The sequence below is a fragment of the Oceanobacillus sp. M65 genome, from assembly GCF_052246275.1.
GTDB lineage: Bacteria > Bacillota > Bacilli > Bacillales > Amphibacillaceae > Oceanobacillus_B > Oceanobacillus_B jordanicus.
The window spans coordinates 47,234-70,681 of sequence record NZ_JBQQCJ010000005.1; the positions used below are offsets into that span (position 1 = coordinate 47,234).

General features: G+C 38.3%; 29 protein-coding genes and 2 other annotated features (1 of these 31 running past the window's edge). Of the genes, 16 read left to right on the forward strand and 13 right to left on the reverse strand.

Features of this window, described 5'->3' with window-relative positions:
- Both ACTWPF_RS17060 and ACTWPF_RS17065 read right to left on the reverse strand, forming a co-directional pair.
- The gene (locus tag ACTWPF_RS17060) at positions 1 to 585 is read right to left on the reverse strand and encodes a class D sortase (RefSeq protein WP_443149917.1); all 585 of its coding nucleotides are present in this window, start codon (positions 583 to 585) and stop codon (positions 1 to 3) included.
- Positions 586 to 746: 161 nt separating this feature from the next.
- Positions 747 to 3,185, reverse strand: coding sequence for a glycoside hydrolase family 3 N-terminal domain-containing protein (locus ACTWPF_RS17065; RefSeq protein ID WP_443149918.1), 2,439 nt, complete (start codon positions 3,183 to 3,185; stop codon positions 747 to 749).
- A 437-nt stretch (positions 3,186 to 3,622) separates the two neighbouring features.
- On the opposite strand from ACTWPF_RS17065, the gene ACTWPF_RS17070 reads away from it, so the two are divergent.
- The 3 genes from ACTWPF_RS17070 (at position 3,623) to ACTWPF_RS17080 (ending at position 5,880) form a co-directional block, all read left to right on the forward strand.
- The gene (locus ACTWPF_RS17070; RefSeq protein ID WP_443149919.1) at positions 3,623 to 4,291 is read left to right on the forward strand and encodes an HAD family hydrolase; all 669 of its coding nucleotides are present in this window, start codon (positions 3,623 to 3,625) and stop codon (positions 4,289 to 4,291) included.
- Positions 4,292 to 4,446: 155 nt separating this feature from the next.
- Complete coding sequence (locus tag ACTWPF_RS17075; protein ID WP_443149920.1) at positions 4,447 to 5,052, forward strand: hypothetical protein; 606 nt, start codon at positions 4,447 to 4,449, stop codon at positions 5,050 to 5,052.
- A 69-nt stretch (positions 5,053 to 5,121) separates the two neighbouring features.
- Positions 5,122 to 5,880, forward strand: a complete 759-nt coding sequence (locus ACTWPF_RS17080; protein WP_443149921.1) for an alpha/beta hydrolase family protein — start codon at positions 5,122 to 5,124, stop codon at positions 5,878 to 5,880.
- A 111-nt stretch (positions 5,881 to 5,991) separates the two neighbouring features.
- Here ACTWPF_RS17080 and ACTWPF_RS17085 read toward each other — a convergent pair whose 3' ends face one another.
- Entirely contained in the window at positions 5,992 to 6,294 is a 303-nt protein-coding gene (locus ACTWPF_RS17085; RefSeq protein ID WP_443149922.1) for a hypothetical protein, read from the reverse strand.
- Positions 6,295 to 6,349: 55 nt separating this feature from the next.
- Positions 6,350 to 7,165, reverse strand: a complete 816-nt coding sequence (locus ACTWPF_RS17090; protein WP_379554793.1) for a lipid II flippase Amj family protein — start codon at positions 7,163 to 7,165, stop codon at positions 6,350 to 6,352.
- Positions 7,166 to 7,351: 186 nt separating this feature from the next.
- Here ACTWPF_RS17090 and ACTWPF_RS17095 point away from each other — a divergent pair, with 186 nt between their 5' ends.
- The 7 genes from ACTWPF_RS17095 to ACTWPF_RS17125 all read left to right on the forward strand — a co-directional run bounded on the left by ACTWPF_RS17095 (position 7,352) and on the right by ACTWPF_RS17125 (position 10,934).
- Positions 7,352 to 7,882, forward strand: coding sequence for a GNAT family N-acetyltransferase (locus ACTWPF_RS17095; RefSeq protein WP_443149923.1), 531 nt, complete (start codon positions 7,352 to 7,354; stop codon positions 7,880 to 7,882).
- Between the two features lie 110 nt (positions 7,883 to 7,992).
- Positions 7,993 to 8,601: a dihydrofolate reductase family protein gene (locus ACTWPF_RS17100; protein WP_443149924.1), complete on the forward strand. Its 609-nt coding sequence runs from the start codon at positions 7,993 to 7,995 to the stop codon at positions 8,599 to 8,601.
- A 122-nt stretch (positions 8,602 to 8,723) separates the two neighbouring features.
- Positions 8,724 to 9,188, forward strand: coding sequence for an NUDIX domain-containing protein (locus ACTWPF_RS17105; RefSeq protein ID WP_443149925.1), 465 nt, complete (start codon positions 8,724 to 8,726; stop codon positions 9,186 to 9,188).
- 75 nt (positions 9,189 to 9,263) lie between these two features.
- Positions 9,264 to 9,809 (forward strand): histidine phosphatase family protein, encoded by a 546-nt coding sequence (locus ACTWPF_RS17110; RefSeq protein WP_443149926.1) that lies wholly within the window; start codon positions 9,264 to 9,266, stop codon positions 9,807 to 9,809.
- Between the two features lie 62 nt (positions 9,810 to 9,871).
- Positions 9,872 to 10,426 carry a histidine phosphatase family protein gene (locus tag ACTWPF_RS17115; protein ID WP_443149927.1) on the forward strand — a complete coding sequence of 185 codons (555 nt, stop codon included), beginning with the start codon at positions 9,872 to 9,874 and terminating at the stop codon, positions 10,424 to 10,426.
- Between the two features lie 67 nt (positions 10,427 to 10,493).
- Complete coding sequence (locus ACTWPF_RS17120; RefSeq protein ID WP_443149928.1) at positions 10,494 to 10,775, forward strand: hypothetical protein; 282 nt, start codon at positions 10,494 to 10,496, stop codon at positions 10,773 to 10,775.
- Positions 10,776 to 10,934 (forward strand): hypothetical protein, encoded by a 159-nt coding sequence (locus tag ACTWPF_RS17125; protein ID WP_443149929.1) that lies wholly within the window; start codon positions 10,776 to 10,778, stop codon positions 10,932 to 10,934. It begins immediately after the preceding gene.
- A gap of 63 nt (positions 10,935 to 10,997) precedes the next feature.
- Here the strand turns inward: ACTWPF_RS17125 and ACTWPF_RS17130 are convergent, their stop codons facing one another.
- The 5 genes from ACTWPF_RS17130 to ACTWPF_RS17150 form a co-directional block, all read right to left on the reverse strand.
- Entirely contained in the window at positions 10,998 to 12,074 is a 1,077-nt protein-coding gene (locus ACTWPF_RS17130) for an NAD(P)H-dependent flavin oxidoreductase (protein ID WP_443149930.1), read from the reverse strand.
- A 168-nt stretch (positions 12,075 to 12,242) separates the two neighbouring features.
- Entirely contained in the window at positions 12,243 to 12,719 is a 477-nt protein-coding gene (locus ACTWPF_RS17135) for a DUF2975 domain-containing protein (RefSeq protein ID WP_443149931.1), read from the reverse strand.
- Positions 12,720 to 12,895: 176 nt separating this feature from the next.
- Positions 12,896 to 13,669: an ATP-binding cassette domain-containing protein gene (locus tag ACTWPF_RS17140; protein ID WP_443149932.1), complete on the reverse strand. Its 774-nt coding sequence runs from the start codon at positions 13,667 to 13,669 to the stop codon at positions 12,896 to 12,898.
- Between the two features lie 18 nt (positions 13,670 to 13,687).
- Entirely contained in the window at positions 13,688 to 14,455 is a 768-nt protein-coding gene (gene ssuC, locus ACTWPF_RS17145) for an aliphatic sulfonate ABC transporter permease SsuC (RefSeq protein ID WP_443149933.1), read from the reverse strand.
- A 23-nt stretch (positions 14,456 to 14,478) separates the two neighbouring features.
- Positions 14,479 to 15,441 carry a sulfonate ABC transporter substrate-binding protein gene (locus ACTWPF_RS17150; protein WP_443149934.1) on the reverse strand — a complete coding sequence of 321 codons (963 nt, stop codon included), beginning with the start codon at positions 15,439 to 15,441 and terminating at the stop codon, positions 14,479 to 14,481.
- A 273-nt stretch (positions 15,442 to 15,714) separates the two neighbouring features.
- Between ACTWPF_RS17150 and ACTWPF_RS17155 the strand changes: the two genes are divergently transcribed.
- Both ACTWPF_RS17155 and ACTWPF_RS17160 read left to right on the forward strand, forming a co-directional pair.
- Positions 15,715 to 16,215 carry a DUF3231 family protein gene (locus ACTWPF_RS17155; RefSeq protein WP_443149935.1) on the forward strand — a complete coding sequence of 167 codons (501 nt, stop codon included), beginning with the start codon at positions 15,715 to 15,717 and terminating at the stop codon, positions 16,213 to 16,215.
- Between the two features lie 25 nt (positions 16,216 to 16,240).
- On the forward strand, positions 16,241 to 17,482 hold the full coding sequence (locus ACTWPF_RS17160) for an MFS transporter (RefSeq protein ID WP_161464478.1): 1,242 nt from the start codon (positions 16,241 to 16,243) through the stop codon (positions 17,480 to 17,482).
- A 43-nt stretch (positions 17,483 to 17,525) separates the two neighbouring features.
- Here ACTWPF_RS17160 and ACTWPF_RS17165 read toward each other — a convergent pair whose 3' ends face one another.
- Positions 17,526 to 18,137 carry a YitT family protein gene (locus ACTWPF_RS17165; RefSeq protein ID WP_238021890.1) on the reverse strand — a complete coding sequence of 204 codons (612 nt, stop codon included), beginning with the start codon at positions 18,135 to 18,137 and terminating at the stop codon, positions 17,526 to 17,528.
- Positions 18,138 to 18,411: 274 nt separating this feature from the next.
- Here ACTWPF_RS17165 and ACTWPF_RS17170 point away from each other — a divergent pair, with 274 nt between their 5' ends.
- The 3 genes from ACTWPF_RS17170 to ACTWPF_RS17180 all read left to right on the forward strand — a co-directional run bounded on the left by ACTWPF_RS17170 (position 18,412) and on the right by ACTWPF_RS17180 (position 20,322).
- The gene (locus ACTWPF_RS17170; RefSeq protein ID WP_238021881.1) at positions 18,412 to 19,047 is read left to right on the forward strand and encodes a hypothetical protein; all 636 of its coding nucleotides are present in this window, start codon (positions 18,412 to 18,414) and stop codon (positions 19,045 to 19,047) included.
- A gap of 15 nt (positions 19,048 to 19,062) precedes the next feature.
- Positions 19,063 to 19,623, forward strand: a complete 561-nt coding sequence (locus ACTWPF_RS17175) for a GNAT family N-acetyltransferase (protein WP_238021872.1) — start codon at positions 19,063 to 19,065, stop codon at positions 19,621 to 19,623.
- Positions 19,624 to 19,686: 63 nt separating this feature from the next.
- Positions 19,687 to 20,322 carry an HAD family hydrolase gene (locus ACTWPF_RS17180; RefSeq protein ID WP_238021870.1) on the forward strand — a complete coding sequence of 212 codons (636 nt, stop codon included), beginning with the start codon at positions 19,687 to 19,689 and terminating at the stop codon, positions 20,320 to 20,322.
- Positions 20,323 to 20,415: 93 nt separating this feature from the next.
- On the opposite strand, the gene ACTWPF_RS17185 is transcribed toward ACTWPF_RS17180, so the two are convergent.
- Both ACTWPF_RS17185 and ACTWPF_RS17190 read right to left on the reverse strand, forming a co-directional pair.
- Positions 20,416 to 20,712 (reverse strand): MGMT family protein, encoded by a 297-nt coding sequence (locus ACTWPF_RS17185; protein WP_238021868.1) that lies wholly within the window; start codon positions 20,710 to 20,712, stop codon positions 20,416 to 20,418.
- 1 nt (position 20,713) lies between these two features.
- A complete protein-coding gene (locus tag ACTWPF_RS17190; RefSeq protein WP_443149936.1) occupies positions 20,714 to 21,070 on the reverse strand; it encodes a DUF488 domain-containing protein in 357 nt (118 codons plus the stop codon).
- A 152-nt stretch (positions 21,071 to 21,222) separates the two neighbouring features.
- Here ACTWPF_RS17190 and ACTWPF_RS17195 point away from each other — a divergent pair, with 152 nt between their 5' ends.
- Positions 21,223 to 22,071, forward strand: a complete 849-nt coding sequence (locus ACTWPF_RS17195) for a DUF72 domain-containing protein (RefSeq protein ID WP_443149937.1) — start codon at positions 21,223 to 21,225, stop codon at positions 22,069 to 22,071.
- A 1-nt stretch (position 22,072) separates the two neighbouring features.
- On the opposite strand, the gene ACTWPF_RS17200 is transcribed toward ACTWPF_RS17195, so the two are convergent.
- Positions 22,073 to 22,819, reverse strand: coding sequence for a tryptophan-rich sensory protein (locus tag ACTWPF_RS17200; protein WP_443149938.1), 747 nt, complete (start codon positions 22,817 to 22,819; stop codon positions 22,073 to 22,075).
- Positions 22,820 to 22,967: 148 nt separating this feature from the next.
- Positions 22,968 to 23,193: a binding site (T-box leader), on the forward strand.
- Positions 23,194 to 23,325: 132 nt separating this feature from the next.
- Positions 23,326 to 23,448, forward strand: a binding site (T-box leader) (it continues 97 nt past the right edge of the window).

Genomic DNA, 23,448 nt, shown 5'->3' on the forward strand with positions numbered 1-23,448 from the left:
TTACCTTTTTGGTTTTGCATAAACAATATAGCGATCAGGAGCACTGCCAATGTATCTAAAAGGATAGCACGTTGTAATGGTCAACATCTCCTCGTCATAATCATGTGGGCGAATAACAGTTAAATCATCTGCACTTACAATTTCGGTCTTCTCCATAACATAAGTAAAATCACCATATGGCATCCTTACTAATAATTCATCACCGATTTCCAACTCACCCATACGACGAAAAACTGTATCTCGATGACCAGATAAAACAATTTGTCCTGGCTCAGATGGAAAGGCAGTCCCATCATAGTGACCGACACCTTTTTTTAATTCGTCCTCGCTTACACCCTCAACAATAGGCAATGTTGCATCAATTTTCGATATTAATAAGAGACCAATCTCCTCACCAATCTCGCTATTAAAATCAAGTGAGCCAGCAACTGACTCACTTGAAAAAATCTTATCTTTTCCTGATTCATCTTGAACAGTAACAGTTTCAGCTGATTTAACATTACTTGGTTCATTAGTATTCTCGTTCTGGGAAACTAATTTAGTTGCGCGTGCTAAAGAATCGTCATGTTTTTGAGTGCTAGTCAAAATTTGATAAATGGCATAACCAAAAAAACTAAACCAGTCAGTAGCAAAACAATAGAAATCTGTTTCATGTCACTCCCCCAACCTTGTATTCTATGGATTAAGGGCATGCTTCTAACCACTTTTGCTAGCATTTTATGATCCATAGGAATTTTGAAGGGCCGTTAACTTATTTTTTCTTTTCGCCTTTTTTGGATAAACATAAGGACAGTAGCTGAAACTATTAACAACAATCCAATTAGCAGATAGTTATGCATTGGTGTTGCTGTATTAGGTAATTCGTTAATTGATGAACCTTCTAACGCATATTTTTCAACTCTTTCATCTTGGATAACTCCATCCCAATTTAGTCCAAATGTAAAATCGTAAGTATTTCCTTCCGAATCAACATGTGCAGCCATATCATGTGGTACATCTTCATATTGTTGTTCTACCGTTTTCATATCAGCCGGCATTTGGAATGGTAGAAGTCCAGAAGGTTCAAAGCCTCCTGATAATACTTCAAGAATTGCTTGGTCTTGTACCCCAAAATTTACTAGAATAGCATCCACTTTATTTTCAAATTCAGCAACTACTGATGGATTGCTCATGTTAATGGAAGCAATTACAGGTTTGTCGCCCATTTTCTCTTTTGTTTCCAGGACAAGATTAAGATCTTTTGTATTTGCAGCTGTTACAGTCTTGCCTTTGTAAGATCTGTTTGTAGAATCCTCTATTGGATGTCCGCCAGCAATACTTTCCTCTCTAGCATACTCGGCAGTATATTCTCCATATTGTAAGGTTATTGGCAAATAACCGTTTCCGCCATTTTTGACATCCTCAGTAGAATAACCAAGACCACCTTCTGGATCTTCGATTGCAACCAGTGCAAAGTCTGCTTCGTCAGGATTATCTGTAACGTTAAAATAGTCCTCAACAATATCAAGATTTATTAGGGGTTTCCATTCACCTTCTGTACCCTCTCCACCAAAGCGGCCTTCTTCTGGCGGAAACCACCGTTCTGGTACATAAGCTGTTAATTTTTCATTTTTCTCTGCTTTTAGTGGTAATACACTATCTTTATTCTTAAGCATAATAATTGATTTAAGTTGTGATTCAAAACCTGCTTCCATGAATTCTGGATTACCAACAGTTTCAACAGTGTCTTGAACATCTAGATATGGGTTTTCAAATAAACCAACTTGGAAAATGTTAGTTAATAATCTAACTGCAGATTCCTCAAAGTGATTGTTCATAAATTCTTCTCCATGCTCATCAATACCCATTTGGTATGCTTTAATAATATTATCCGACTCATCAACACCACCAAACTGGTCAACGCCATTCATAATGACTTTGTAGAACCGTTCTGGAACAGAAAGGTGTTCTACTCCCCAAGAAGACCCATAACCGAATTTTGCCATATCCTCGATATTTGTCCCAACATCCTCGGTTATTCCCCAGTCCGTAGTAATTACACCTTCATAACCGTATTTATCTCGCAGAAGATCTTTAATAATGTATTTACTATATGAATTACCAGCATTTTCTCCATATTTAGTATCCTGGTTCCAAGATATTGTGTAATAAGGCATTATGGCTGAAACAGAACCTGTTTCACCATTTAAGTCAAATGCACCTTCTAAGAATGGAACAAGATGTTCTTCAAAGTTATCACCCGGATAAACAGCATATTTTCCAAATGCATAGTGTGCGTCACGTCCACCTTCACCTGACCCACCGCCAGGCCAGTGTTTAGCCATTGTATTAACGCTAGTGTATCCCCATCCATTAGCAATGCCATCTTCCTCATCAGATGTTTGAAATCCATCACCATAAGCTCTTGCCATATCAGCTGCAAGGTCAGGATTAGGACCGAACGTACCTGAGAACCGATACCAGCGAGGATCCGTTGCAATATCAATTTGTGGTGATAATGCAGTTGAGATGCCAAGTGCCCGATACTCTCTTGAAGCAATCTTCCCAAATTGTGCTACAATATCAGGTTCGAAGGTTGCTGCTAAACCAATTGTTTCTGGCCACATCGATATATCTCCACCAGCCCCTGCATTAAACTCAGCACTAGAATCAGAACTGTGACGCGGGTCAGAACTATTATTTAACGGGATTCCTAATCCCAATCCTTCAGCCAATGTCTGTGCATTATTATTCCATTGTGCTGCTGTTTCTGGACTTGCTAAACTAGTCACCAATACGTGACGAAGATTATCGTTAACAATATAGCTTGTCTGATCTTCAGTTAATTCTGCAGTATCGATTGATTGATGTGAACTATACAACATGAGTCCGGCAATTTGCTCAATTGACATTTTTGAAGCAAGATCTTTTGCCCTTTCATTGACAGATAGTCTCCAGTCTTCATAATTATCCAACTGACCATTCTGGTTAAGGTCTTTAAAGGCGTAGTCCCCATCTTTAATAATTTCTACTCCAGATGTTGTAGTATATCCTAATGTTGGGCCATCCTCCTGTTCCACATATTTTATATTAATAGCTTCTTCGGTGTTAGAATCATTATCTTTTGCAAAGACTGGATTTTGTATGGATAATATTAGTGCTGATATGGATAGACAACTTAAAAACCGATTATAACGTTTTTGCATACTCCTCTTCTCCCTTCTTTTGTTATTTCTTCCTTACTTATACAATGTGCTTAAAAGTTATTCTGTGTTGAAGTCACTTCTTTGAAAATCTCATACTTTTCTAACGTGCGAAAAAAGCCTGCCTAGCACCTCCTTAAATTGAATCGCAATCAATATTTTCTGCTACTAATGATTGCGCTTTCAATTATAATAAAACTATCCACCTATCTGTGGTGGATAGTTTTAAGCATTATTTTATGAATATCTGGATTATTTAAATAAAATATCTGAAACTATAAAGGGGATGATTCTTGCTTTTCCTTTGTATTGTTATTTTCCATTACAGTATTACAAAGGCATAAGTACCCTTTTAGAAACTTATGGGTGGTCGGAGCCCTATGAGGTAAAGAAATAGGCGTTAGCTAAAGAATTACACAGCATATAGGGAGTGTAATAAAATGATTAAAGCAGTTATTTTCGACCTAGATGGTACGCTTCTTGATAGGGAAGCTTCTGTACTAAAATTTGTAGGAAATCAGTATGATAGGTTGAATAAAGGGCTTAGTCATATTTCGAAAGAAATTTATATTTCCAGGTTCATAGAATTGGATCGGCGAGGTTACGTATGGAAGGATAAAGTCTATCAGCAGTTGGTGGAGGAATTGAATATTACCACCATCTCATGGGAAATGCTGCTTGAAGATTACATAACCGAATTTCACGATAGTTGTGTCCCCTTTCCCAATCTAATTGCTGCATTAGAAGATTTGAAAAAAGAATCAATTCGATTAGGGTTGATTACAAATGGAAAAGGACAATTCCAGATGGATAATATAAGAGCTTTAGGAATTGATAGCTTCTTTGATATAATCCTTATTTCGGAATATGAAGGGGTGAAAAAGCCCAATCCAGAAATCTTTTTAAAAGCCCTGAATCAATTGAATGTACCTGCTAATGAGAGCGTTTACGTTGGAGATCACCCTGAAAATGATGTAACAGGTGCAGAAAATGTAGGAATGGTTGGCATTTGGAAGAGAGATTTAGGCTGGAAGGATGTAAAGGCACAGTATGTAATTGATGATTTAAAAGAGCTTTCTTTAATTATTCAAGAATTAAGTAAGGCGTAAAGAGGAATAATTACTTTAGAAATATTTGTTAATTTAAACAATTTATCCTTCCTCTGTTGTAAGATAGAGCAAAAGGATTTTAAACATATAAGGGGGATTTGTATGTTCAAAAGTAAAAAACCGTTTTATATAGCTCTTATTTTTTTATTTTATCTATGGGCTTAAATTTCCCATTTCCACACGATAGCATCGATGGCGAGACAATTGGCTCCATTTTAAACATACCAATTCAAACTGTTAATGGGTTTAATTTTGTAGGGATTATCTCACTTGTTCTGCTGCTGGTAAGTTTATTTTTTCTTGGCAAATCATTAAAGAAATCCAAGGCCCGTGCTGTCCTTATCGCTATTCTTATTTCAATGTTTTTACCCATGATGCTTGTTAATCTTTATCAAAAAAACCTAGCTACGGGCATCTATGCTATTTCTTATGAAAGAGAATGGAGTAGTTGTGAATTTGAAATGATTGATGATGTAACGTTGCACGGAGAATGTGAACTACCTTTTGAAAATTATAGAGGTAATGTAAACCAATTCACTGTTGAATTCCAGGAAAGGTACTATGCAGATGATGAGGTGTCCATGCTATCACTTATGAACCAAACCGTCCCTTACGAAGTATGGTTAGAAGGCAATGAGAAAAAAGTAGTAAAAATAAACGTGGATATAGATGTATCAAATATGGAAAACCATGTAGAGAATGGATCAGCGAAAGGTATAAATATTATTATCAAATCAGGAGATGAAATACGAAAACTATAAGAGTATATAACTATCTGATAGTTACATGTAATGCTTACAAATTTATTTATATATAGAGAGGTATCCCTCATGTCAAAAATAATAATAGAGAATAATACCGTATATGACATTCCGATTATAAATATCTATCAAGAAAATGCATTTAATGATCCATTAGTCTTTTTTATTCATGGCTATGGAGGTGACCGCGAGCAAGCCTTGGATTACGGTTATATGCTTGCACAAAAAGGGTTTTATTACGTTAGCATGGATTGTAAAGGTCATGGCGAGAGAAAAGTGATTAATGAGGCTAACAAATTTTCCAATGTCTTCCCATCGGATTCGGGGTTAGATACGTATGTCCACATGCATGAGGTGATTGAACAGTCAGCCATTGATATACAAAGATTGATTGATTACTTTAATAGCAAGGAGGAGATTAATCCTCATAGAATTGGCATTTCAGGTTATTCCATGGGTGGCTATGCATCATTTTATATAGCGGCAAATAACCCTAACATTAAGACTGCGGTCTCCATAGCTGGAAAACCCGCTTTTACTAAAGCATGGCAAGATTCTATAACATCTACAGCTACTTATGAACAATGGTCTAAACCACTAAGGGATGCCACGAAGGAAATAGAAAAACGTACGGAGTATTTCCGAATGATCGATCCTTTTGACAAAATGAGTAGTTTTTCCCCACGTCCGTTATTAATTATCAATGGAGACCAAGATACTGACTCTAATTATATCTATTCATTAGAGCTATATAAAAAACTTTTACCATTGTATGAAGATCATCCAGCTAAACTGCAACTCATTTGCTGGTCACCAATTTACTTATGATATGAAAAAGGAAGCGTGTAATTGGTTTGAGAAGCATCTTGTTTAACCTATGTTTCAGTTAGAATGCCAAAGAAAAAGAGGAGAGGTAGGTTGCACAATTTTTTTATGAAATCATCCCATCCACATGGCCCAAACAAAAAATGACCATCCAGAAGTCGGAAGTCCTATTAAAATACTTAAAGTGAGATATATCCAGAAAAAAACTTTTTTTACTTTATTTGAAATAAATAATAAAATAGGGATAAAAATATACAAGCCAATACTAAGGAAAGTTACAATAGTTATAGAAATTCTTAACTCGATTGTTGGTATTTGATCGTTTATATAATAGGATATATCTTGACCATAGATACCTAGAATAGTTGCCACAATAAGACCAATGATCACAAAAATACTTTGAATTGTTTTCCGCATATCTTACTATCCCCCTTTTTATCTTATCTGTGTCATCAATTCAGTAATCGTGCACTTACGCAATGAATTGAGTAAACCAAGCAATATATCTTGCTCCCCAAATGAACAAGAATTGGGCAAGGATTGTACCTAATAATCTTGAGGTTACCATCATTAGTGATATACTTTTTAGCTTGTTGTAACTTCCTCTTTTATTTACTACATCGTCAGCTATTACAGATATTTTCGGATCTATAAAAATAACCAAAAGGATTGTTGCTATTCCATTTATTAGGCCGGATGCCATAATAGCAGTAGAAGCTCTCTCGGGAGCTAATAAAGCTGCATATAAAGCTGATAATACACCGATGGTATATATCGCTGTTATTAACATATTTACACAAAACAGTCTTATTGGGATATCCTTAATCCTTGTATCTTGCAAGTATGAAAACTTCGGCAGGCTAAAATGTGTTATACCACGCTTTATGTACTCTAAAGAAAACATTCTTCTTACTAAGGAAGGAACAGAGCCTTTTTCCTCTGACAAGTGAATGATTGCTCTTGAAAATAAAGCGATAAAGGTAGGAAGTAGTATAATTCCAACGACTGTGCCAACCGTTGACGCTCCTATAAGAATTCGAAATTGATTCTCTACAAATTCCAAGGCGTTTTCTTTTGGGGCGGTATCAATAATACTCCCAGTGAATGGTTGTTGCATCATATTTGCGAGTCTTGAAACAATAACCATGATGTTAAAGAGAGATAGTGCTGACGCTATCATTTTAACTCTTGCGCCTGATAACCTTACTGCATAAGCAAGTGTTTCTATTGAATGAATGATAAAAATGAATAAAGCTATAAATAATAACTTTTCTGTTATGAACTCCATTAACTTACCTTCTTTTTTAATTATAGTTTCCTAATTTTAACATACCGTTCATATTTCTAATCATACTTTTATAACCTAATTTGTAAAGTGTGTTTCAGAAAAAGATTGGTTGACTTTACACTCAAGGAATGGAAAAGTTAAAGATAGAGGTAAGTTTATTGCTGGAAGATAAGGGAGAGTTTTCATATGACAAAAGGAAACGATGTATATTTAAGACCAATTGAAGACAAGGACATAGAAGGCATCTTTAATAGTCTTCATGACGAGGAAGGCCTTTATATGACTGGTACGCGCAAGGTGTTTACGATGGAAGAGGTTCGAAATGCTTATGAGCGGTTTAACAAAGATTCCACTCGTCACGACTTCGCTATTTGTTTGGTAGAGAACGACCAAATGATAGGTGATCTAGCAGTCAATGACATCGACCTAGATAACAGGAAAGCGATGTTCCGAATTGCGATACATAATAAGGATAACTATGGAAAAGGTTATGGAACTGAAGCTGTAATGCTTGCTCAGAAATTTACTTTTGAAGAGCTGCGCCTAAATAGATTAGAGTTACAGGTCTATTCTCATAATCCAAGAGGGATACGCTCCTACGAAAAAGCTGGTTTTAAGAGAGAAGGAGTATTAAGACAGTCCCTTTTCATGAGAAACCAATATTCCGATGAAATCATAATGAGCATCCTATACGATGATTATGTTGGCAGAAATTAATAAACGCACCTAAAGATCCCAATACAATATATTGTCTAGAACAACTATAGCAATATAGAAGAAATATATTGTAGATTTATATAATAGAATCGCCATAAGGAGGAATTGAAATGAGTAAAGTTGTTCTAAATATCTCCATGTCTCTTGATGGTTTTGTAGCTGGAAGTAATGATAGTCAAGAAAAGCCTTTAGGGGATCAAGGCGAAATTCTGCAAGCCTGGATGTTCTCTGGAGAGGAAACTAGCCAGACGAATTCTTTTTTCAAGCTTTCAAGCATTGATAAGGCCATTTTTGATTTAGCCGCTGAAAAAACCGGCGCCATGATTGTTGGGCGAAGGACTTACGACATGGTGAATGGATGGGGAGGAAGTCATCCATTGGCAAATGTCCCGGTTTTTGTACTTACACACAGTGTTCCAGATTCTACACCATCAGGCAATACACCGTTTACTTTTATCACTAACGGGATAGAAAATGCTGTGAAACAGGCCAAGAAAGTAGCTGGGTCAAAGGATGTAAGTATTGGAACTGCAAGTGTTGCTCAACAATGTATTAAAACGGGTCTCTTAGATGGTCTGAATTTACACATTGCTCCAGTATTGCTAGGAAAAGGTACACGATTGTTTGATTATATTGGGGAAGAGAGCGTAAAGTTAGACTCCACAGAGGTAATAGAAGGAACCGGTGTTATACATGTTAAATACGATATATTGAGATAATTAGGTCCAAACCAAAAACCAGGGCAACTTTTCGTATTAATTATTAGAAAAGTTTGCCTTTTTTATTTCCTTTTGTTGTAAGATAAAGAAAGAGAAATTTGTAAGATTTTGGAGGGAATAAAATGGGGGTTAGGAACTCAGCAAAGGCAATTATTATTCAGGAAGCTCAATTGTTAGCAATTAAAAAACAGGACCACGAGGGCTACTATTATATTTTACCTGGTGGCGGACAGGAATTTGGTGAAACACTGCACCAAACACTAAAAAGAGAGTGCATCGAAGAAGTTAATGCGGCTGTAGAAATTGGTGACCTAATCTTTATACGAGAATATATTGGCAAAAACCATGAACACTATGAGTTTGATTCCGAAGCTCACCGGATGGAGTATATGTTTTTATGTGAGATTGCAGAAGGAAGTACTGAGATCGGAAATGGTACAGTCCCAGATGATGGACAAATTGGTGTGGAATGGCTGCCATTATCCGAGTTATTGAATTATAGACTTTACCCTCGAACACTTCGAAAATATATTATTGACTTTAATGAAGGGAAGGAAGCGCCTGCTTACTTAGGAGATGTAAATTAATTGGAAAAAGGTTTATAGAATTTTATGGAATCATGATAGGCCAACCTTGAAATAGGAGATGGGGGGATACGAAACATGACTAAAAATATATACATAATCAGACATTGCAAAGCGGGAGGACAAGCACCTAATGCTCCATTAACAGAGGAAGGGTTCATTCAAGCAAACGAACTAGCCGAACCCTTATCAGATTTAAAGGTAGATAGAGTCATTTCCAGCCCCTTTCTACGGGCTATCCAGACGATTAATCCCTTTGCAGAAAACAAGGATATAGATATTGAGGTAGATAGTCGTTTAGCCGAACGCGTCCTTAGCACCACCTTTCTTACGGATTGGATGGAGAAGCTAGAAGAGACTTTTGACGATATGGATCTTAAGTTTGAAGGTGGAGAATCAAGTAACGAAGCAGTGAAGCGAATTGTAGAGGTAGTCGATGAGATCGTAGTTAGTGGCTCTGAAAATACAGTGATGGTGGCACATGGAGGGATTATATCTTTATTACTAAACTTCTATGATAAAAGCTTTGGCTTCGAACAATGGATGGGTTTACGTAATCCTGATGTCTATCATTTAAAGGTTACTGAGACCGGCGCTAATTTTAACCGTTTACTGAACGATTGATCAGTAATAGGAACCAATAGTAATTGGTATAAAACGTAGCAGGAGTTAGGAGGTTGGTTCTTTTGGCTACAAACTTATATTTTGTGAGACATGCTCATTCCGTCTATACACCAGACGAGTTGGGAAGACCTTTATCTGAACGTGGCTTTAATGACGCAAATATCGTAACTGCATTACTTAAAAATGAAGCTATTGATGCTGTCTATTCAAGTCCTTATAAGCGGGCCATCCAAACAGTTGAAGGGATTGCAAAGTACATAGGTAAAGAGATTAAGATAATAGATGACTTCAAAGAAAGAATCCTCGCGGAAAAGCCTGTAGATGATTTTACAGAGGCAGTTACGCAGGTTTGGGAGGACTACGAATTTTCATGGTCTGGTGGCGAATCAAACAGGGTTGCACAAAAAAGAGGGGTGAATGCAGCTTTAGACGTACTAGAAAATAACAAGGGAAAAAATGTCGTAATAGGCACACATGGTAACATAATGGTTTTGATTATGAATTTCTTTGAAAGTAAATACGGGTTCGAATTTTGGAATCAACTTGAAATGCCAGATATTTATAAACTATCTTTTGAGAGGCAAGAGCTCATGTGGGTGAAAAGGGTATGGAAATAAGAAACTTTGGTTTAAAATATCGGAGGTTCACTTCTTCAATGAAGAAACGGTTATAGGAGAAGAAAATATGCAAAAATTACAATTAGAAAAATGGTTGCTAGAAGTAGATGTAGGTAGGACGAGAGAATACTATAAACAAGATCAGGAACTTTGCAATTGCCTAGATTGTAAAAACTATAGAGAAGCTTGTACACAGATGGATCCTCAGATTACGCAGTTATTTAACGAGTTAGGTATTGATCCAACGAAACCAGATTTGTTATCAGAGTTTGGGGAGGCTGAAGATAGACTACACCTTTATATTGGGCATTATTATTTGGCTGCAAGCTTAATTGAAGGAAAGTATTGATTGGATTCTGATTGGACTTCTGAAAACACGGCTACTTTAGGCAATTTTACTTTTGGATTTGCGGAAGCGGCCCCAAATGAAAAGGATGATTTACCGATGCCTGGCCTTTGGCTAGAATTTGAATCAAAAATCCCGTGGATCTTACATGATCCCCAGTAAGGTCCCTCTACTATGTAGCAAGAACATAGTAGAGGAAATAATTTTCATCATTGTAAAAAGTCGTTAAGTAGAAAACCCCAATTTTTTCGCTTCCGTAATAATCGATTCCATCAGCATACGGACGGTTTGCCTTTTCGCCATTGTGGCGTTTTGGCCTGCCCAAAGAGACATGAAGTCCGTCTTACCCTGATTAGCACTGGCCTTTCGAATATCCTTTGTTAAGTTATTCTGTACAGGAAAAGCTGGTAATTGATGTTCGTTCGCTCTCATAGAGGAGATAAATTTGTTCTGTATTCCTCTTGCCAACTTTCCGGAAAAGGAGCGGGTTATAACAGTTTGGTCTTCTTTTGCGTTCAGGATGGCAGCTTTGTGTAGCTCATTTGCTCCACTTTCCAAACATGTCAAAAAGGCTGTACCCATTTGCACCCCTTGGGCTCCTAAGCAAAGAGAAGCCATGAGGCCTCTACCGTCCATAATTCCTCCAGCAGAAATAACTGGGATACTTACATTGTCGGCTACCTGGGGAATAAGTGTCATTAAGCCGACCATACTTTCATCATTCGACTGGAGGAAGTGGCCACGGTGTCCACCAGCCTCACTGCCTTGTACGACAATGATATCCATCCCGGCCTTCTCTATGGCAATAGCTTCCTTCACCGTAGTTGCTGTGCCCATAAGAAGTATATCGTGTTGTGTTAAATGGTCTATTACTTCGGTAGTAGGGATGCCAAAAGTAAAGGAGCAAATGGGCACTTTTTCTTTTATTACTACATCAATTTGTTCCAAGAAAGTGTTATATAAATCATTAAAATTTGGTTTATTAATAGTCTTTTTCTCTGGTAGCTGTAACGTATGCCGAAACTGGTTCAACCTCTCGTTAGCAGTAAATATTTCTTCTTCTGTTACATGGAATTTATTTGGTACAAACAGATTTACTCCAAAAGCATGGGTAGTTAATTGTTTCACTTCTCGTATTTGTTTGCGGAGCTGATTAGGTGACATGTACCCTGCTCCAATCATTCCAAGACCTCCAGCATTAGCGACTTCTGTAACCAAATGAGTAGTCGTTACACCCCCGGCCATTGGTGCTTGAATAATCGGGTACTTCACTTTCAAAAGATCCGTGATATTATGTAGCATGCTTTATCCCCTTCTTCTTCTATATTCTTTAGAATTTTTGGTAGCTTCAGAAGTGAAAGTCCTGCTGTGTTTCTTATTCTAAGTTACTTCTTTCTTATGTGAGTTTCAATCATCAGTTACAAATGAATCTAGATACTCTCCTAGGAATAACAATGGAGAAGCTGTCCCTCAAACGGTTAATTCATTTTCTGTTTTGAGTTGTAAAGCTCTACTTAAAAGGTTCTGTAATACAGCTGCAAAGAATGCTATGACAGCGGAACAGAAGATGATCACTAATCCGATAAGCAATATGCCGGGATTGGCAGCATGTAGGGATAGAAGGGAGATAAATCCTACCATGTACAAAACACTAATGACTAAAGCACAATACTTAATATTTTTTAATGAAAATAAAGTGATTGTCGAGAAAGCTTTATCATAATCAATATAGCGTAAGAGCTTTAATGCTTGGTACAGGGCAAAGAAGAATGGAAGGGTTGTCACAAGTAAGCCAACTAATAATGGGTATTGTAAATAGGCGAACCCTGGATACATTTCAGCGAAAAAATTCGCCTGATATGGTAGCCAAAAGATACTAAGAGCGAGTACGATTATCCCAATAATGACTATAGCAGACTTCAAAAAAAGCGTTGTTCCTTGTTTCATAACCTACACCTCATCCTGTTTGTTTTTCTACATCTTACTATATTATTTATTGATTATCAATAAATTTTTATCAATTTTCAGTTATGCAGAAGCAAAAGAAAAAGGCCCCTTCGAGAGAGGTCCCGGTCTGAAGAGTATATCTTCCTCAAGACTTATTAAGTTGAGGTATAGGAACGTTAAACCTTTGTAGTATTAGGGTAAGAACGAAGTAGCGTGATCTTCTTTTGCTGTGTGCGTCCCATGATTCTGTCTAATATTTGGTCGAGATACATTGAAAATGGCGTACTCGTACGCTGACGTGGTCTTGGTAAATCGATAGACTGGTTCAGACTAATATAACCATTTTCAATGACGATAACACGATCGGCAATGGCTACAGCCTCTTCCACATCATGTGTTACCAAAATGGCTGTAAACTTTTTTTGTTGCCAAAGGTCCTCAATAAGTGCCTGCATTTCTAAACGGGTTAATGCATCTAGCGCACCTAAAGGTTCATCAAGTAGTAATAGGGAAGGTTCATGTACTAAAGCACGAGCTAAGGCAACGCGCTGTTTTTGTCCGCCGGAAAGCTTGGCTGGCCAGTCTGCAATTCTGTCCTCTAGTCCTACTAGCTGTAAAGCTTTCTTAGCCCTAGCCTTTCCCTCTTTCGTGAGGCCAAGTGACACATTATCGATTACTTTTTTCCAGGGAAGTAGACGGCCATCTTGAAACATCATTCGTGCTTCGCTATTTAGTTCTGTTAGCGGTCGTTGATCCATGATCAATTGTCCCTTACTAGGCGTTTCTAAACCTGCCAGTAACCGAAGCAGGGTGCTTTTCCCACATCCACTTTTTCCAACAATTGCAACAAATTCCCCCTTTTTAATAGATAAATTAATATCCTTTAACACACTTCTTCCAGGGTAATTCTTTTCAATGTGCTTTGTTTCAATATGAAATTTTTCTTTCAAGTTCTTTGCCTCCTTTCTTTACGATCCATTCCAACGAAGCAATTTCCTTTCAAACAGCTTGGCAATGACATCCGATAGTTTTCCGAATAAAGCATAGAGAACAATACTTAGAACAATCACATCCATTTGCATAAATTCTCTTGCATTCATCGCCATATAGCCAATTCCGGAATGGGCGGAAATGGTTTCGGCTACAATAAGTGTTAACCACATAACGCCAAGAGAAAAGCGCACACCGACAAGGATGGAAGACATGGCTCCAGGCAGTATGACATGAAAGAATAATGCTTTTCCTTTTAAACCATAGGCCTTTCCCATTTCAATTAACCCTTTATCTACAGATTTAATTCCGTGGTAGGTGTTGATATATACTGGAAACATCACACCAAGCGCGACAAGGAAAATCTTGGAGGTCTCATCTATACCGAACCACAAAATAACCAGAGGAATTAAGGCTAAATGTGGAATGTTTCGTAGCATTTGAATGGAGGTATCAAAGAATAATTCTGCAAAACGGAAAATACCATTAAACAAGCCAAATGCAAATCCAATAACGCCACCGATGAGAAAACCAATTAATGCCCTGCCAAGGCTGATGGAAACGTGGTCCATCAACTCGCCTGTGGAAGATAAGTCAATTGCTGCTTGAAACACTTGTGTGGGAGCTGGAAGGATGCGGGAGGGAATAATACCTACTACGGATAATAGCTGCCAGCCAACCAATAGCATAATTGGAACTAGCCATGGTATGAGTTTTTCTGATAAGTTTTTTGTTGAAAGTTTCACGATCCTGGCCCTCCTTTATTTAATCAGTTATTCAATAAAACATCTTTCACTTGAATTTTTTTCGGTATAATATCCAGTTCGTAAAAAGTATCCGCTATTTCTTGTTGTTCCTTTAAGATTTCTTCATTTATTTCATCCACCCCATATGTCCGCCTCTTTATGGACTTCAGAATAGAATCCTCTTCGATGTTAAGAATGGGGGTTAGTATTGTTGCTAGTTCCTCCTGATTACTATTGGCCCAATCAGATGATTTTTGTATTTCGTCTAATAGAATGCCAATCATCTCTGGGTAATTCTTTTCAAAGTTTTTAGTCGCAATGAAAAAGTCTCGATCTGTTGTTAAGCCTTCCCCATCTATTAGAAGCTTTCCGTCAGAATGTAGCTCTGTGGAGGCTGTATAAGGATCCCATACCACCATCGCATCAATGTTCCCTTGCTCAAAAGCAATTCGTGCATCACCTGGTGACAAAAAGGCTGGTGATATATCGCTATACTGTAATCCTGCTTCTTGTAATGCTTTTACAATTAAATAATGGGAACTGGAGCCTTTTGCAAAACCGACTTTTTTTCCTTTTAGATCTTCTGTACTTTGAATATCTGAATCATTGGGTACGAGAATCCCACTTCCCTTAAATTTTGACTTGCCAGCAGCGACCATAACAAAAGGGGCATCTGCCGCTTGTGCAAATATGGGAGGGGAATTTCCGGTTCTGCCAAAATGAATACTTCCTGCATTTAACGCTTCCACTAAGGCTGGACCCGCCTGGAATTGCTTCCACTCGACTGTGTATCCTTCCTCTTCTAATCGTTCTTCCAATGTACCGAGCGATTTTAAAATAATGAGAGGTCCATTTTTCTGATAGCCAATACGAATTACCTTGTCTCCCTCGGAGTCTGCTTCAGATGATTCACCACTCTGACTACAACCAACAAAAAGGAACAAACAAATAGCACTTATAAACAACAATTTCATTTTCTTTTTCATTAATCGAACCTCATTTTCATAAATTTGCGCAGATGCTAGCTCAGTTTGCAAAACGAAACAAATACCAACTAGAGGCAGAGGAAAATTAACCAAAGAGAGGCTCTGCGCTTTTCTTATCTGGTTTTAGCCTATGTTTGAATGAAAAGTAGGTTCCTGTCCATTGTAAAATAATACCCAACATAATTTTTTATTCTGTGTGGGAAGCTAGTCAGGAAGAGAAGGTATTATCTGTATATCTAAGTATTAAATGAAAACATCTTGGGAGGGAAAGAAATGAGTAAGCTTAATAACAGCAAAGAAGAGGAGGCGCTTCACGCTGGTGAGGTTTATAACCTGTGGTCTTATCTTTATAATACAAAATGCTTTTGTGTCACCATGCAGGTTTTAATTAATCATACAGGGGACAATGATTTAAAGGTGTTATTGGAGGATGTGCTGGAAAATGGCTTTACCCAGGAAGAACAACAAGTCGAAACATTGTTGAAGGAGACTGGGATTCGCCTGCCGCCTGCCCCGCCGGATCGCCCAAATGTGGAAACACAGGATATCCCGGCTGGAGCACGCTTTAATGACCCGGAGATTGCTGCCCTTGTGCAAAAGGAGCTTATAGCGGGTCGAATGACGTCTAGTTATATCATCGGAATTAGCTTCCAAGAGAAGCTTCGTACCATGTTTGAAGAATTTAATACGCAAAAGGAAGAATACGAACTGAAGTTACTAAAACTAACAAAGGAAAAGGGCTGGATTGTGTATCCGCCAATTAATACCAAATAAAGGATTTTAGTAAAGGAGTAACGTGATGGTAAAGGCTGCAAACAAGGGGATGACAATACTTGCAATTGGTTCTATCCCCTTAATAATGACACTTGGTAATTCCATGTTAATCCCAATTTTCCCTAAAATGAAATCCTCATTAGAGCTATCACAAATGCAAGTTAGTTTAACGATCACCGTGTTTTCCATTGCTGCTGCCATTCTTATCCCGATTGTAGGATATCTTTCTGATCGCTATTCAAGAAAAGCAATTATTCTTCCATCCCTGTTCTTATTTGGTTTGGGCGGTTTACTAGCGGGATTAGGCGCAGCTGTTTTCTCGGATTCTTATACATGGATCATAATTGGAAGAGTATTACAAGGTATTGGAGCAGCAGGAACAGCACCAATTGCAATGGCATTGACGGGAGATTTGTTTAAGGGTGGCGAACAAAGTAGAGTCTTGGGGATTTTTGAAGCATCAAATGGACTGGGTAAGGTTTTATCCCCTATTTTTGGCTCCTTAATCGCCCTAGCTGTCTGGTATTTTGTCTTTTTTGCTTTTCCCATCATAAGCTTTCTTTCTTTGATCCTCGTATGGCTGTTTATTAAAGAAAAAAGCTTTAAACAAGCTCCTCCACCGTTTAAAAAATATGTAAGAGGTTTGGTAAGTGTTTTTAAACACGAGGGAAGGTGGCTCTTTACGACCTATCTTGCAGGCGGAGTCTGCCTGTTTACTCTATTTGGAATCTTATTCTTCCTTTCCGATGTTCTGGAAACGAAATACTCGATAGATGGGGTGCTCAAAGGTCTTCTACTGGCAATTCCTTTACTTGTCATGGTCATCACCTCTTACATTACGGGAAGTAAAATTGGAAAGAATCTAATGAGGATGAAACGATTAGCAATACTTGGACTTGTCCTCATGACACTATCTTACAGCCTTCTTACTTTCTTCGAAAAGCTGATACCTTTTCTTATTGTGCTGGCCATTAGCAGTGTGGGGACTGGCCTCGTATTGCCTTGTGTAAATAGTATTATCACAGGAGCAGTAGGAAAAGAACGCAGGGGCTTTGTCACTTCCTTATACGGTTCCGTCCGATTTCTTGGTGTGGCACTTGGTCCACCTGTTTTCACTCGTTTAATGGATTGGTCTAGAACGGGCATGTTTCTTTCTGTTGCAGCCCTAACGTTTAGTGTAGGTCTCCTTGTTTTCTTCTTACTGCATGTAAAGGGGATGGATGGGAAAGACGAAAAGAAAACAGCAATTCGTTATTCGTATTTTTAAGCCATGTGCCCGGCTATTTTAGGGCGCAATACATAGCGGTTTCTCATTTCCTTCTCCAACTAATCGTATAACTTTGATAAAAATCTAACTGGCATATTAAGTTAACCATTCTTGTTGAGATCCATTGGCTTCCAAGTGCGAGAAGAATGATTTTCCAATCTATTATGGCGGCTGTAAATATAAAAACACAGCAATTAATCCAGAATAATGGTTGTCCTGGAGAGATACTCCTTTTATTTGAGACAATCAGGGCAATTACCCCAACACCTCCATTAGACACCCCTTGTCGCATTAGCAGCCCTATCCCTGTGCCAAGTAATAACGAGCCACAGAAAAAATCCAAGAGAAGATTGCGATTCGCTATAATAAAAGTTTGTTCAAAAAAAAGGATAGAAACCGAAGTCATCGTAATTCCAATAACGGTCCAGACCGCAACCCTTTTTCCGAGATATTTTACCGCAAGCAAAAGCATGGAGGCATTGACTAGCCATAAGGCAAGCCCTGTATTGAGATGGAACCAATAGGTTAACAATACTGCAATACCTCCAGCCCCACCAGATGGGATGAAATGAGGAAACAAAAATAGCCCCATTCCCATTCCTTGAAGAGACCCTCCAGTTATAACGATTATGGTTTTTACTAGTAGGTGTGTCATCAGATTCCCCCTAAGGAGGCTCTAATGAAACGCCCATTAGGACAACCCCCTTCATCATCCTATTCAAACCAGCCTTTAATCATGTTTTAAAATCTCAGGAGATTATGCAGCGATGTGAGGAATATAATCAGTGAAAGGGCTTTATAGTGGTGCCTTTTATTGTGTAATTAGTATATAATATACCTGTCAGAATATAGAGATCTATGAAAAAATAACACAATAATGCATTGTGGTAGAGGGATTATTGATGTTACATAGTTAAAGGGGGAACCATATGGAACTTGCATTACAGTATCACTGGGAGATTTTTATTGTGGCAGAGGTGCTATCCATAGCATCGTTGCTTTTATTTTGCGTTTTTAGATACTTTTTTAATAAACAAAGGCTTAGTAGAGGGTTTATCGCCTTATTTTTAGCCTTGTTAGCAGCAGAGGCGCTACTAGGGTTATTTGTATATCAGGAAACTGGCGAAATCTCCAGCTTTTTAATCATTGTTACTGTTTTTGTTATTTATGCTTGTACTTTTGGAATAGCAGATTTTAAGAAGTTGGACCGATGGATGCGCAGGAAGATTGGGACATTTCGTGGTGTAGAGCTATTAACAGAGAAAGACTATGAGATTATCCGTAGGGACAAGGACCCCAAGTATAAGGCAAAAAAATATCGTATTTCTTCTCTCATACATTTGGCTGTTTTTCTGGTGGCTCAAGCCATCTTTTGGAGTTTAGGGACAGATAGTATGGCCGAAGTGAAATGGTACCTGACTGATTTTTCTTGGGTAGAAAGAGGCGAAGCGGAAGGATCTCCTTATCCAAATGATACGATTTTTTCAATTGGTGTGATATGGGGGCTTGTTTTTATCATAGACTTTTTGTATTCATGGTCGTATACACTATTTCCGAGTAAATAAAGGAGCGGGTTTGTTATGGAGAAGGTACTACAGGATTTTCCTGTACTAGAAACAGAGCGTTTAATTTTGAGGCAAATACGTAAAACAGATGCTAGGAGCATGTTGAAATATCTATCTGATAAGGATGTAATGGAGCATTACGGATTATTGCCTTTTCAAACGGAAGAAGAGGCACTCGATGAGATAGCCTGGTATGATTCGATATTTGCTAAAAAAACAGGGGTTAGATGGGGGATTACTATCAAAGGGGTGGATGAAGTAATTGGCAGCTTTGGTTTTCTAAACTATGTGGCGCAACATTCTCGCTCCCAAATCGGTTATGAGTTAGATAAGCAATTTTGGGGAAAAGGTATAGCAAGTGAGGCAATTGAAGCGATATTGAAATACGGGTTTGGTGAAATGAATTTACAACGCATTGAAGCATTAATTGAACCGCCAAACGTGGCATCATGTAAGCTTGTCGAACGAACTGGTTTTATTAAGGAAGGCTTGCTAAGAAGTTATGAGTTTAATGGAAAAAAGTTTGATGACCTATATATGTATTCCCTATTAAAAAGCGACTATGAGTCTATGTAACACGCAAAAGTGGTAGTACCAAGTTTAATAGTACTATTAACATTTTGACAGGGGTGAAGCGAGATGAAAGCCATTTTATTTGATTTTGATGGGACATTAGCGAATACACTACCTGTTAGTTTCTATGCCTTTCAACAGGTGTTCAACACGTATGATGGAAAAGATCTCTCGGATGAAGATGTTAAGAATATGTTTGGTCCTCCCGAGCCAGAGATTATTCGGGGTAACCTGCAACATTCAGATAAGGAGAAGGCAGTTGACCTATTTCTTGAAATTTATGAGAAAAATCATAAAGCGTTAGTAGAGCCGAATCAGGAAGTTACGGACATGATCCAAATGCTTAAAGAGCGCGGGTATAAACTGGCAATCATCACAGGGAAGTCTAGGGAAAGTTTGGATATTTCTCTTAATGCCTTAGAAATGGATGAAGCGTTTTTTGATTCCATTGTTACTGGAGATGATGTGGTGAACGCGAAGCCGAACCCCGAAGGTATTCTTAATACATTGCGAGATATGAATATCGAGAAGAGCGAAGCAATGTTTATCGGAGATAGTAACGCGGACATTGAAGCGGGAAAGCAGGCAGGTGTAACCACTGTAGGAGTACAATGGCTACCTGAATTCCAATCTAGTGAATTTACAATGAAGCCTGATAAAATATATAAAAAAGTATCCGATTTTACACAGTCATTTGGTTAATAACAGAAATAGTTGGCATAGAAAAATTCAAGATTCATTTAGTCCATCTTATTTTAAATAGCGAGATGGACTGGATGCGGATCGAAATTTCCCCTAACGATTCCAATTATGTTGCTTCATTTGTACCCTGCCTTTTTGGTCAAAGGTGACACCTTCTTGCTCAAGGAGGTGTCGCTGGTTCTTAAATCCTGGGGCGAGTTCTCCTGACTTCTTCACGACGCGATGGCTTGGTAGATTGCGTTCAGGTGGTGACTGCCTCATCGCCCACCCGACTACTCTAGCATTATGTGGCTGTTCCAACATCCCAGCAACCTGGGAATATGACACCACATGTCCTCGAGGGATCTGGGCAACGAGGTCATATACTTGATCAAAAAAACCTTTATTCATATTATTCTCCTTCTAATACTTTCTTTAACACATTAACGTGATTATAGTTTTTATCTTTAGCTCCGTATAACAAAACGAGTCGTTCATTCGTCGCTATTTCCTTTAATTTTTCAAGCGCTTCCTGCTGTTCTTCATTCTGTGCCAATTCTTCCTTATACAGTTGCTTAAATTTATCAAATTTATCTGAATCATGGCCAAACCATTTTCTAAGTTTTGTACTAGGTGCTACTTCTTTCGCCCAATAGTCGACACCAGCATCAGCCTTCGAAATACCGCGTGGCCACACTCTATCTACCAACACTCGGTTGCCACCTAATTTGCTTTCTTCCTCATAGATTCTTTGCAATATGATAGACATGGTAAACCCTCCCTTGGTTTGTTTGTTAGCTTGTCCTTTATTATAGAACATGCATAAAGGTGGAACAATTAATTAGAAAAGAAAAGAGCCAGACTCTTGCTGCTTGTTTTTTCATGATTTCTTGCATTATCCTATCTTTAGGAGGGATGGCAATGATATACATAGGATTAACAGGCTGGGGGGACCACCATGCATTATATCCTCCGCAAATGAAACCAAAGGATAAACTACAAGAATACAGCAGTCACTTTCCCGTTGTAGAGGTGGACAGTTCTTTCTATGCCATTCAGCCAGAAAAAAATGCAAGGAAATGGGTCAAGGAGACACCTGATAATTTCCGTTTTATCGTGAAGGCATATCAAGGAATGACAGGACATCAGCGTGGGGAGGAAAACCAATTTCCCTCTAAAACGGAGATGTTTCAAGCATTTATAGACTCCCTAAAGCCCTATTTACAGGCAAACAAATTAGCGATGGTTCTTTTTCAATTTCCACCATGGTTTACCTGTAAAAAGGAAAATGTCGATTATTTACGTTTTTGTAAAAAGCAGATGGGCGACATCCCTGTAGCTTTAGAATTCCGTAACCAAACTTGGTTTGAAAAAAGGTTTAGAGACCAAACACTTGAATTTATGACAGCGGAAGGTTGGATTCACTCGATTGTAGATGAACCCCAAGCAGGGGACGGCTCCGTACCAATCGTTCCTGTTGCGACAGATGAGAAGGTGACCTTAATTCGCATGCATGGTCGAAACCGCTATGGCTGGAACAAGCCTAAGGATGCAAATTGGCGAGAAGTTCGCTATTTATATAACTATAATGAGCAAGAACTGCTGGAATGGAAGGAGCGCATCCTTCAGCTAAGTAAGCAAACGAAAGATATTGTCGTTCTATTTAACAATAATTCGGGTGGCGATGCAGCAGACAATGCAAAGACTTTTCAGCAAATGCTGGGCATTGAATTCGAAGGTCTAGCACCAAGGCAGATGGATTTGTTTTAGTCTAGCTAAAAATTCTGTGCCTCCGTCTTTTAAGTCTTGTGAAGAAGCTGTATAAAATAAACGCACTCACAATGATGATACAGCCGATAAGCACCCATTGTAGTGCGTTACTCTGTAGATTTATCATAATCGCACTAAACGTCCAAATTAACACGAGTGGGTAAAACAGATCCCTTTGATAGAGAATGATGGAGATAGCAACCAAGCTAATACCGAGTACCGCAACGAGCGTCCAACCTGCTTCTCCTATCCCAATAAAGGAGAGCGCGATACTTCGTTCTACATAAGTGAAAACATTTACGATAGTGGCTAAAGATACCCATCCAGTATAAATTGAAAAAGGTGCATAGTCCCACGTATTGCTGGCCTTATGGCGGTGTACCTTTTGATAAATCCCTACTAGTGAAAGCAATAATAAAATAATAATGCCTGCTGATAACAGGGTCATCTGCTGGGTGAAGGTAATAATCCACAAGCTGTTCAATACAAAATTTAAGGGAATCATAAAACGTAGTTCTCTGTAAAGATCTGCTTTTGGGTCGCGAGCGAAAAAACCTTTTATAATCCAAATGAACAAAAGTAAATAGATGAGTCCCCATATTGAAAATGCATACCCAGCTGGCTGGATAAGGGCTGGATCCTGATTGGCAACTTGACCTACTTGGGATCCAACAGAATAATTCACAAAAATCATACCAGCGAAAAAGAGTAGATATATAAGTGAAAGTGAAATTTTCCACGGATGCATAATAACTCCTCCTAGAGCGGTTCCTTTTTCTCAACTCTTCCCTGTCTAGCCAAGAAGTAAAACAAGACTTCGTAAGGGCATTTCGAATTTTTGAAAAAAGGTATTGCCTTTTTCAAGTATTTGTAATAGCATATATAAAAATCAGTTATAGGTAGTGAAGAAGAGGAAATGCATTATTTTACCGGTTATCAGAGAGGGAAGGCTTGCTGGAAACTTCCTAACGCAGGGAAATAAATGTACCACCTCGGAGCTGTATCGGGGAAATTGAGTAACCAATACCGTAATTGCTGCGTTAAAGCAACCAAAGCCAGTGAATATCTTTCATTTCATTGGGAAATTGGGTGGAACCACGAACATACACATTCGTCCCTTATACCGGGATAGATGTGTTTTTTTATGTTAGGAAAATAAAACTTATAGCCATGGAACAAAAGACAACGTCGTAACATTTTGAAGACTCAAGTACAAAATCGTGACAAATCGATTGATGGCAAGTTTACTAATAAAAAAATGCTAGGAAAAGGATAGGTATTATTTTTACAGCTGACAGAGAGGGAAGAATTGCTGCGAACTTCCCAGTGAAGGAAAATAATACACCACCTTGGAGCCGTATTGGGGAAAGTAGAGTA

Coding starts and splice junctions, on each gene's coding strand:
- ACTWPF_RS17065 (WP_443149918.1), bottom strand. CDS start 3,185: ATGCAAAAACGTTATAATCGGTTTTTAAGTTGTCTATCCATATCAGCA.
- ACTWPF_RS17070 (WP_443149919.1), top strand. CDS start 3,623: ATGATTAAAGCAGTTATTTTCGACCTAGATGGTACGCTTCTTGATAGG.
- ACTWPF_RS17075 (WP_443149920.1), top strand. CDS start 4,447: ATGGGCTTAAATTTCCCATTTCCACACGATAGCATCGATGGCGAGACA.
- ACTWPF_RS17080 (WP_443149921.1), top strand. CDS start 5,122: ATGTCAAAAATAATAATAGAGAATAATACCGTATATGACATTCCGATT.
- ACTWPF_RS17085 (WP_443149922.1), bottom strand. CDS start 6,294: ATGCGGAAAACAATTCAAAGTATTTTTGTGATCATTGGTCTTATTGTG.
- ACTWPF_RS17090 (WP_379554793.1), bottom strand. CDS start 7,165: ATGGAGTTCATAACAGAAAAGTTATTATTTATAGCTTTATTCATTTTT.
- ACTWPF_RS17095 (WP_443149923.1), top strand. CDS start 7,352: ATGACAAAAGGAAACGATGTATATTTAAGACCAATTGAAGACAAGGAC.
- ACTWPF_RS17100 (WP_443149924.1), top strand. CDS start 7,993: ATGAGTAAAGTTGTTCTAAATATCTCCATGTCTCTTGATGGTTTTGTA.
- ACTWPF_RS17105 (WP_443149925.1), top strand. CDS start 8,724: ATGGGGGTTAGGAACTCAGCAAAGGCAATTATTATTCAGGAAGCTCAA.
- ACTWPF_RS17110 (WP_443149926.1), top strand. CDS start 9,264: ATGACTAAAAATATATACATAATCAGACATTGCAAAGCGGGAGGACAA.
- ACTWPF_RS17120 (WP_443149928.1), top strand. CDS start 10,494: ATGCAAAAATTACAATTAGAAAAATGGTTGCTAGAAGTAGATGTAGGT.
- ACTWPF_RS17130 (WP_443149930.1), bottom strand. CDS start 12,074: ATGCTACATAATATCACGGATCTTTTGAAAGTGAAGTACCCGATTATT.
- ACTWPF_RS17135 (WP_443149931.1), bottom strand. CDS start 12,719: ATGAAACAAGGAACAACGCTTTTTTTGAAGTCTGCTATAGTCATTATT.
- ACTWPF_RS17150 (WP_443149934.1), bottom strand. CDS start 15,441: ATGAAAAAGAAAATGAAATTGTTGTTTATAAGTGCTATTTGTTTGTTC.
- ACTWPF_RS17155 (WP_443149935.1), top strand. CDS start 15,715: ATGAGTAAGCTTAATAACAGCAAAGAAGAGGAGGCGCTTCACGCTGGT.
- ACTWPF_RS17160 (WP_161464478.1), top strand. CDS start 16,241: ATGGTAAAGGCTGCAAACAAGGGGATGACAATACTTGCAATTGGTTCT.
- ACTWPF_RS17165 (WP_238021890.1), bottom strand. CDS start 18,137: ATGACACACCTACTAGTAAAAACCATAATCGTTATAACTGGAGGGTCT.
- ACTWPF_RS17170 (WP_238021881.1), top strand. CDS start 18,412: ATGGAACTTGCATTACAGTATCACTGGGAGATTTTTATTGTGGCAGAG.
- ACTWPF_RS17175 (WP_238021872.1), top strand. CDS start 19,063: ATGGAGAAGGTACTACAGGATTTTCCTGTACTAGAAACAGAGCGTTTA.
- ACTWPF_RS17180 (WP_238021870.1), top strand. CDS start 19,687: ATGAAAGCCATTTTATTTGATTTTGATGGGACATTAGCGAATACACTA.
- ACTWPF_RS17185 (WP_238021868.1), bottom strand. CDS start 20,712: ATGAATAAAGGTTTTTTTGATCAAGTATATGACCTCGTTGCCCAGATC.
- ACTWPF_RS17190 (WP_443149936.1), bottom strand. CDS start 21,070: ATGTCTATCATATTGCAAAGAATCTATGAGGAAGAAAGCAAATTAGGT.
- ACTWPF_RS17195 (WP_443149937.1), top strand. CDS start 21,223: ATGATATACATAGGATTAACAGGCTGGGGGGACCACCATGCATTATAT.
- ACTWPF_RS17200 (WP_443149938.1), bottom strand. CDS start 22,819: ATGCATCCGTGGAAAATTTCACTTTCACTTATATATCTACTCTTTTTC.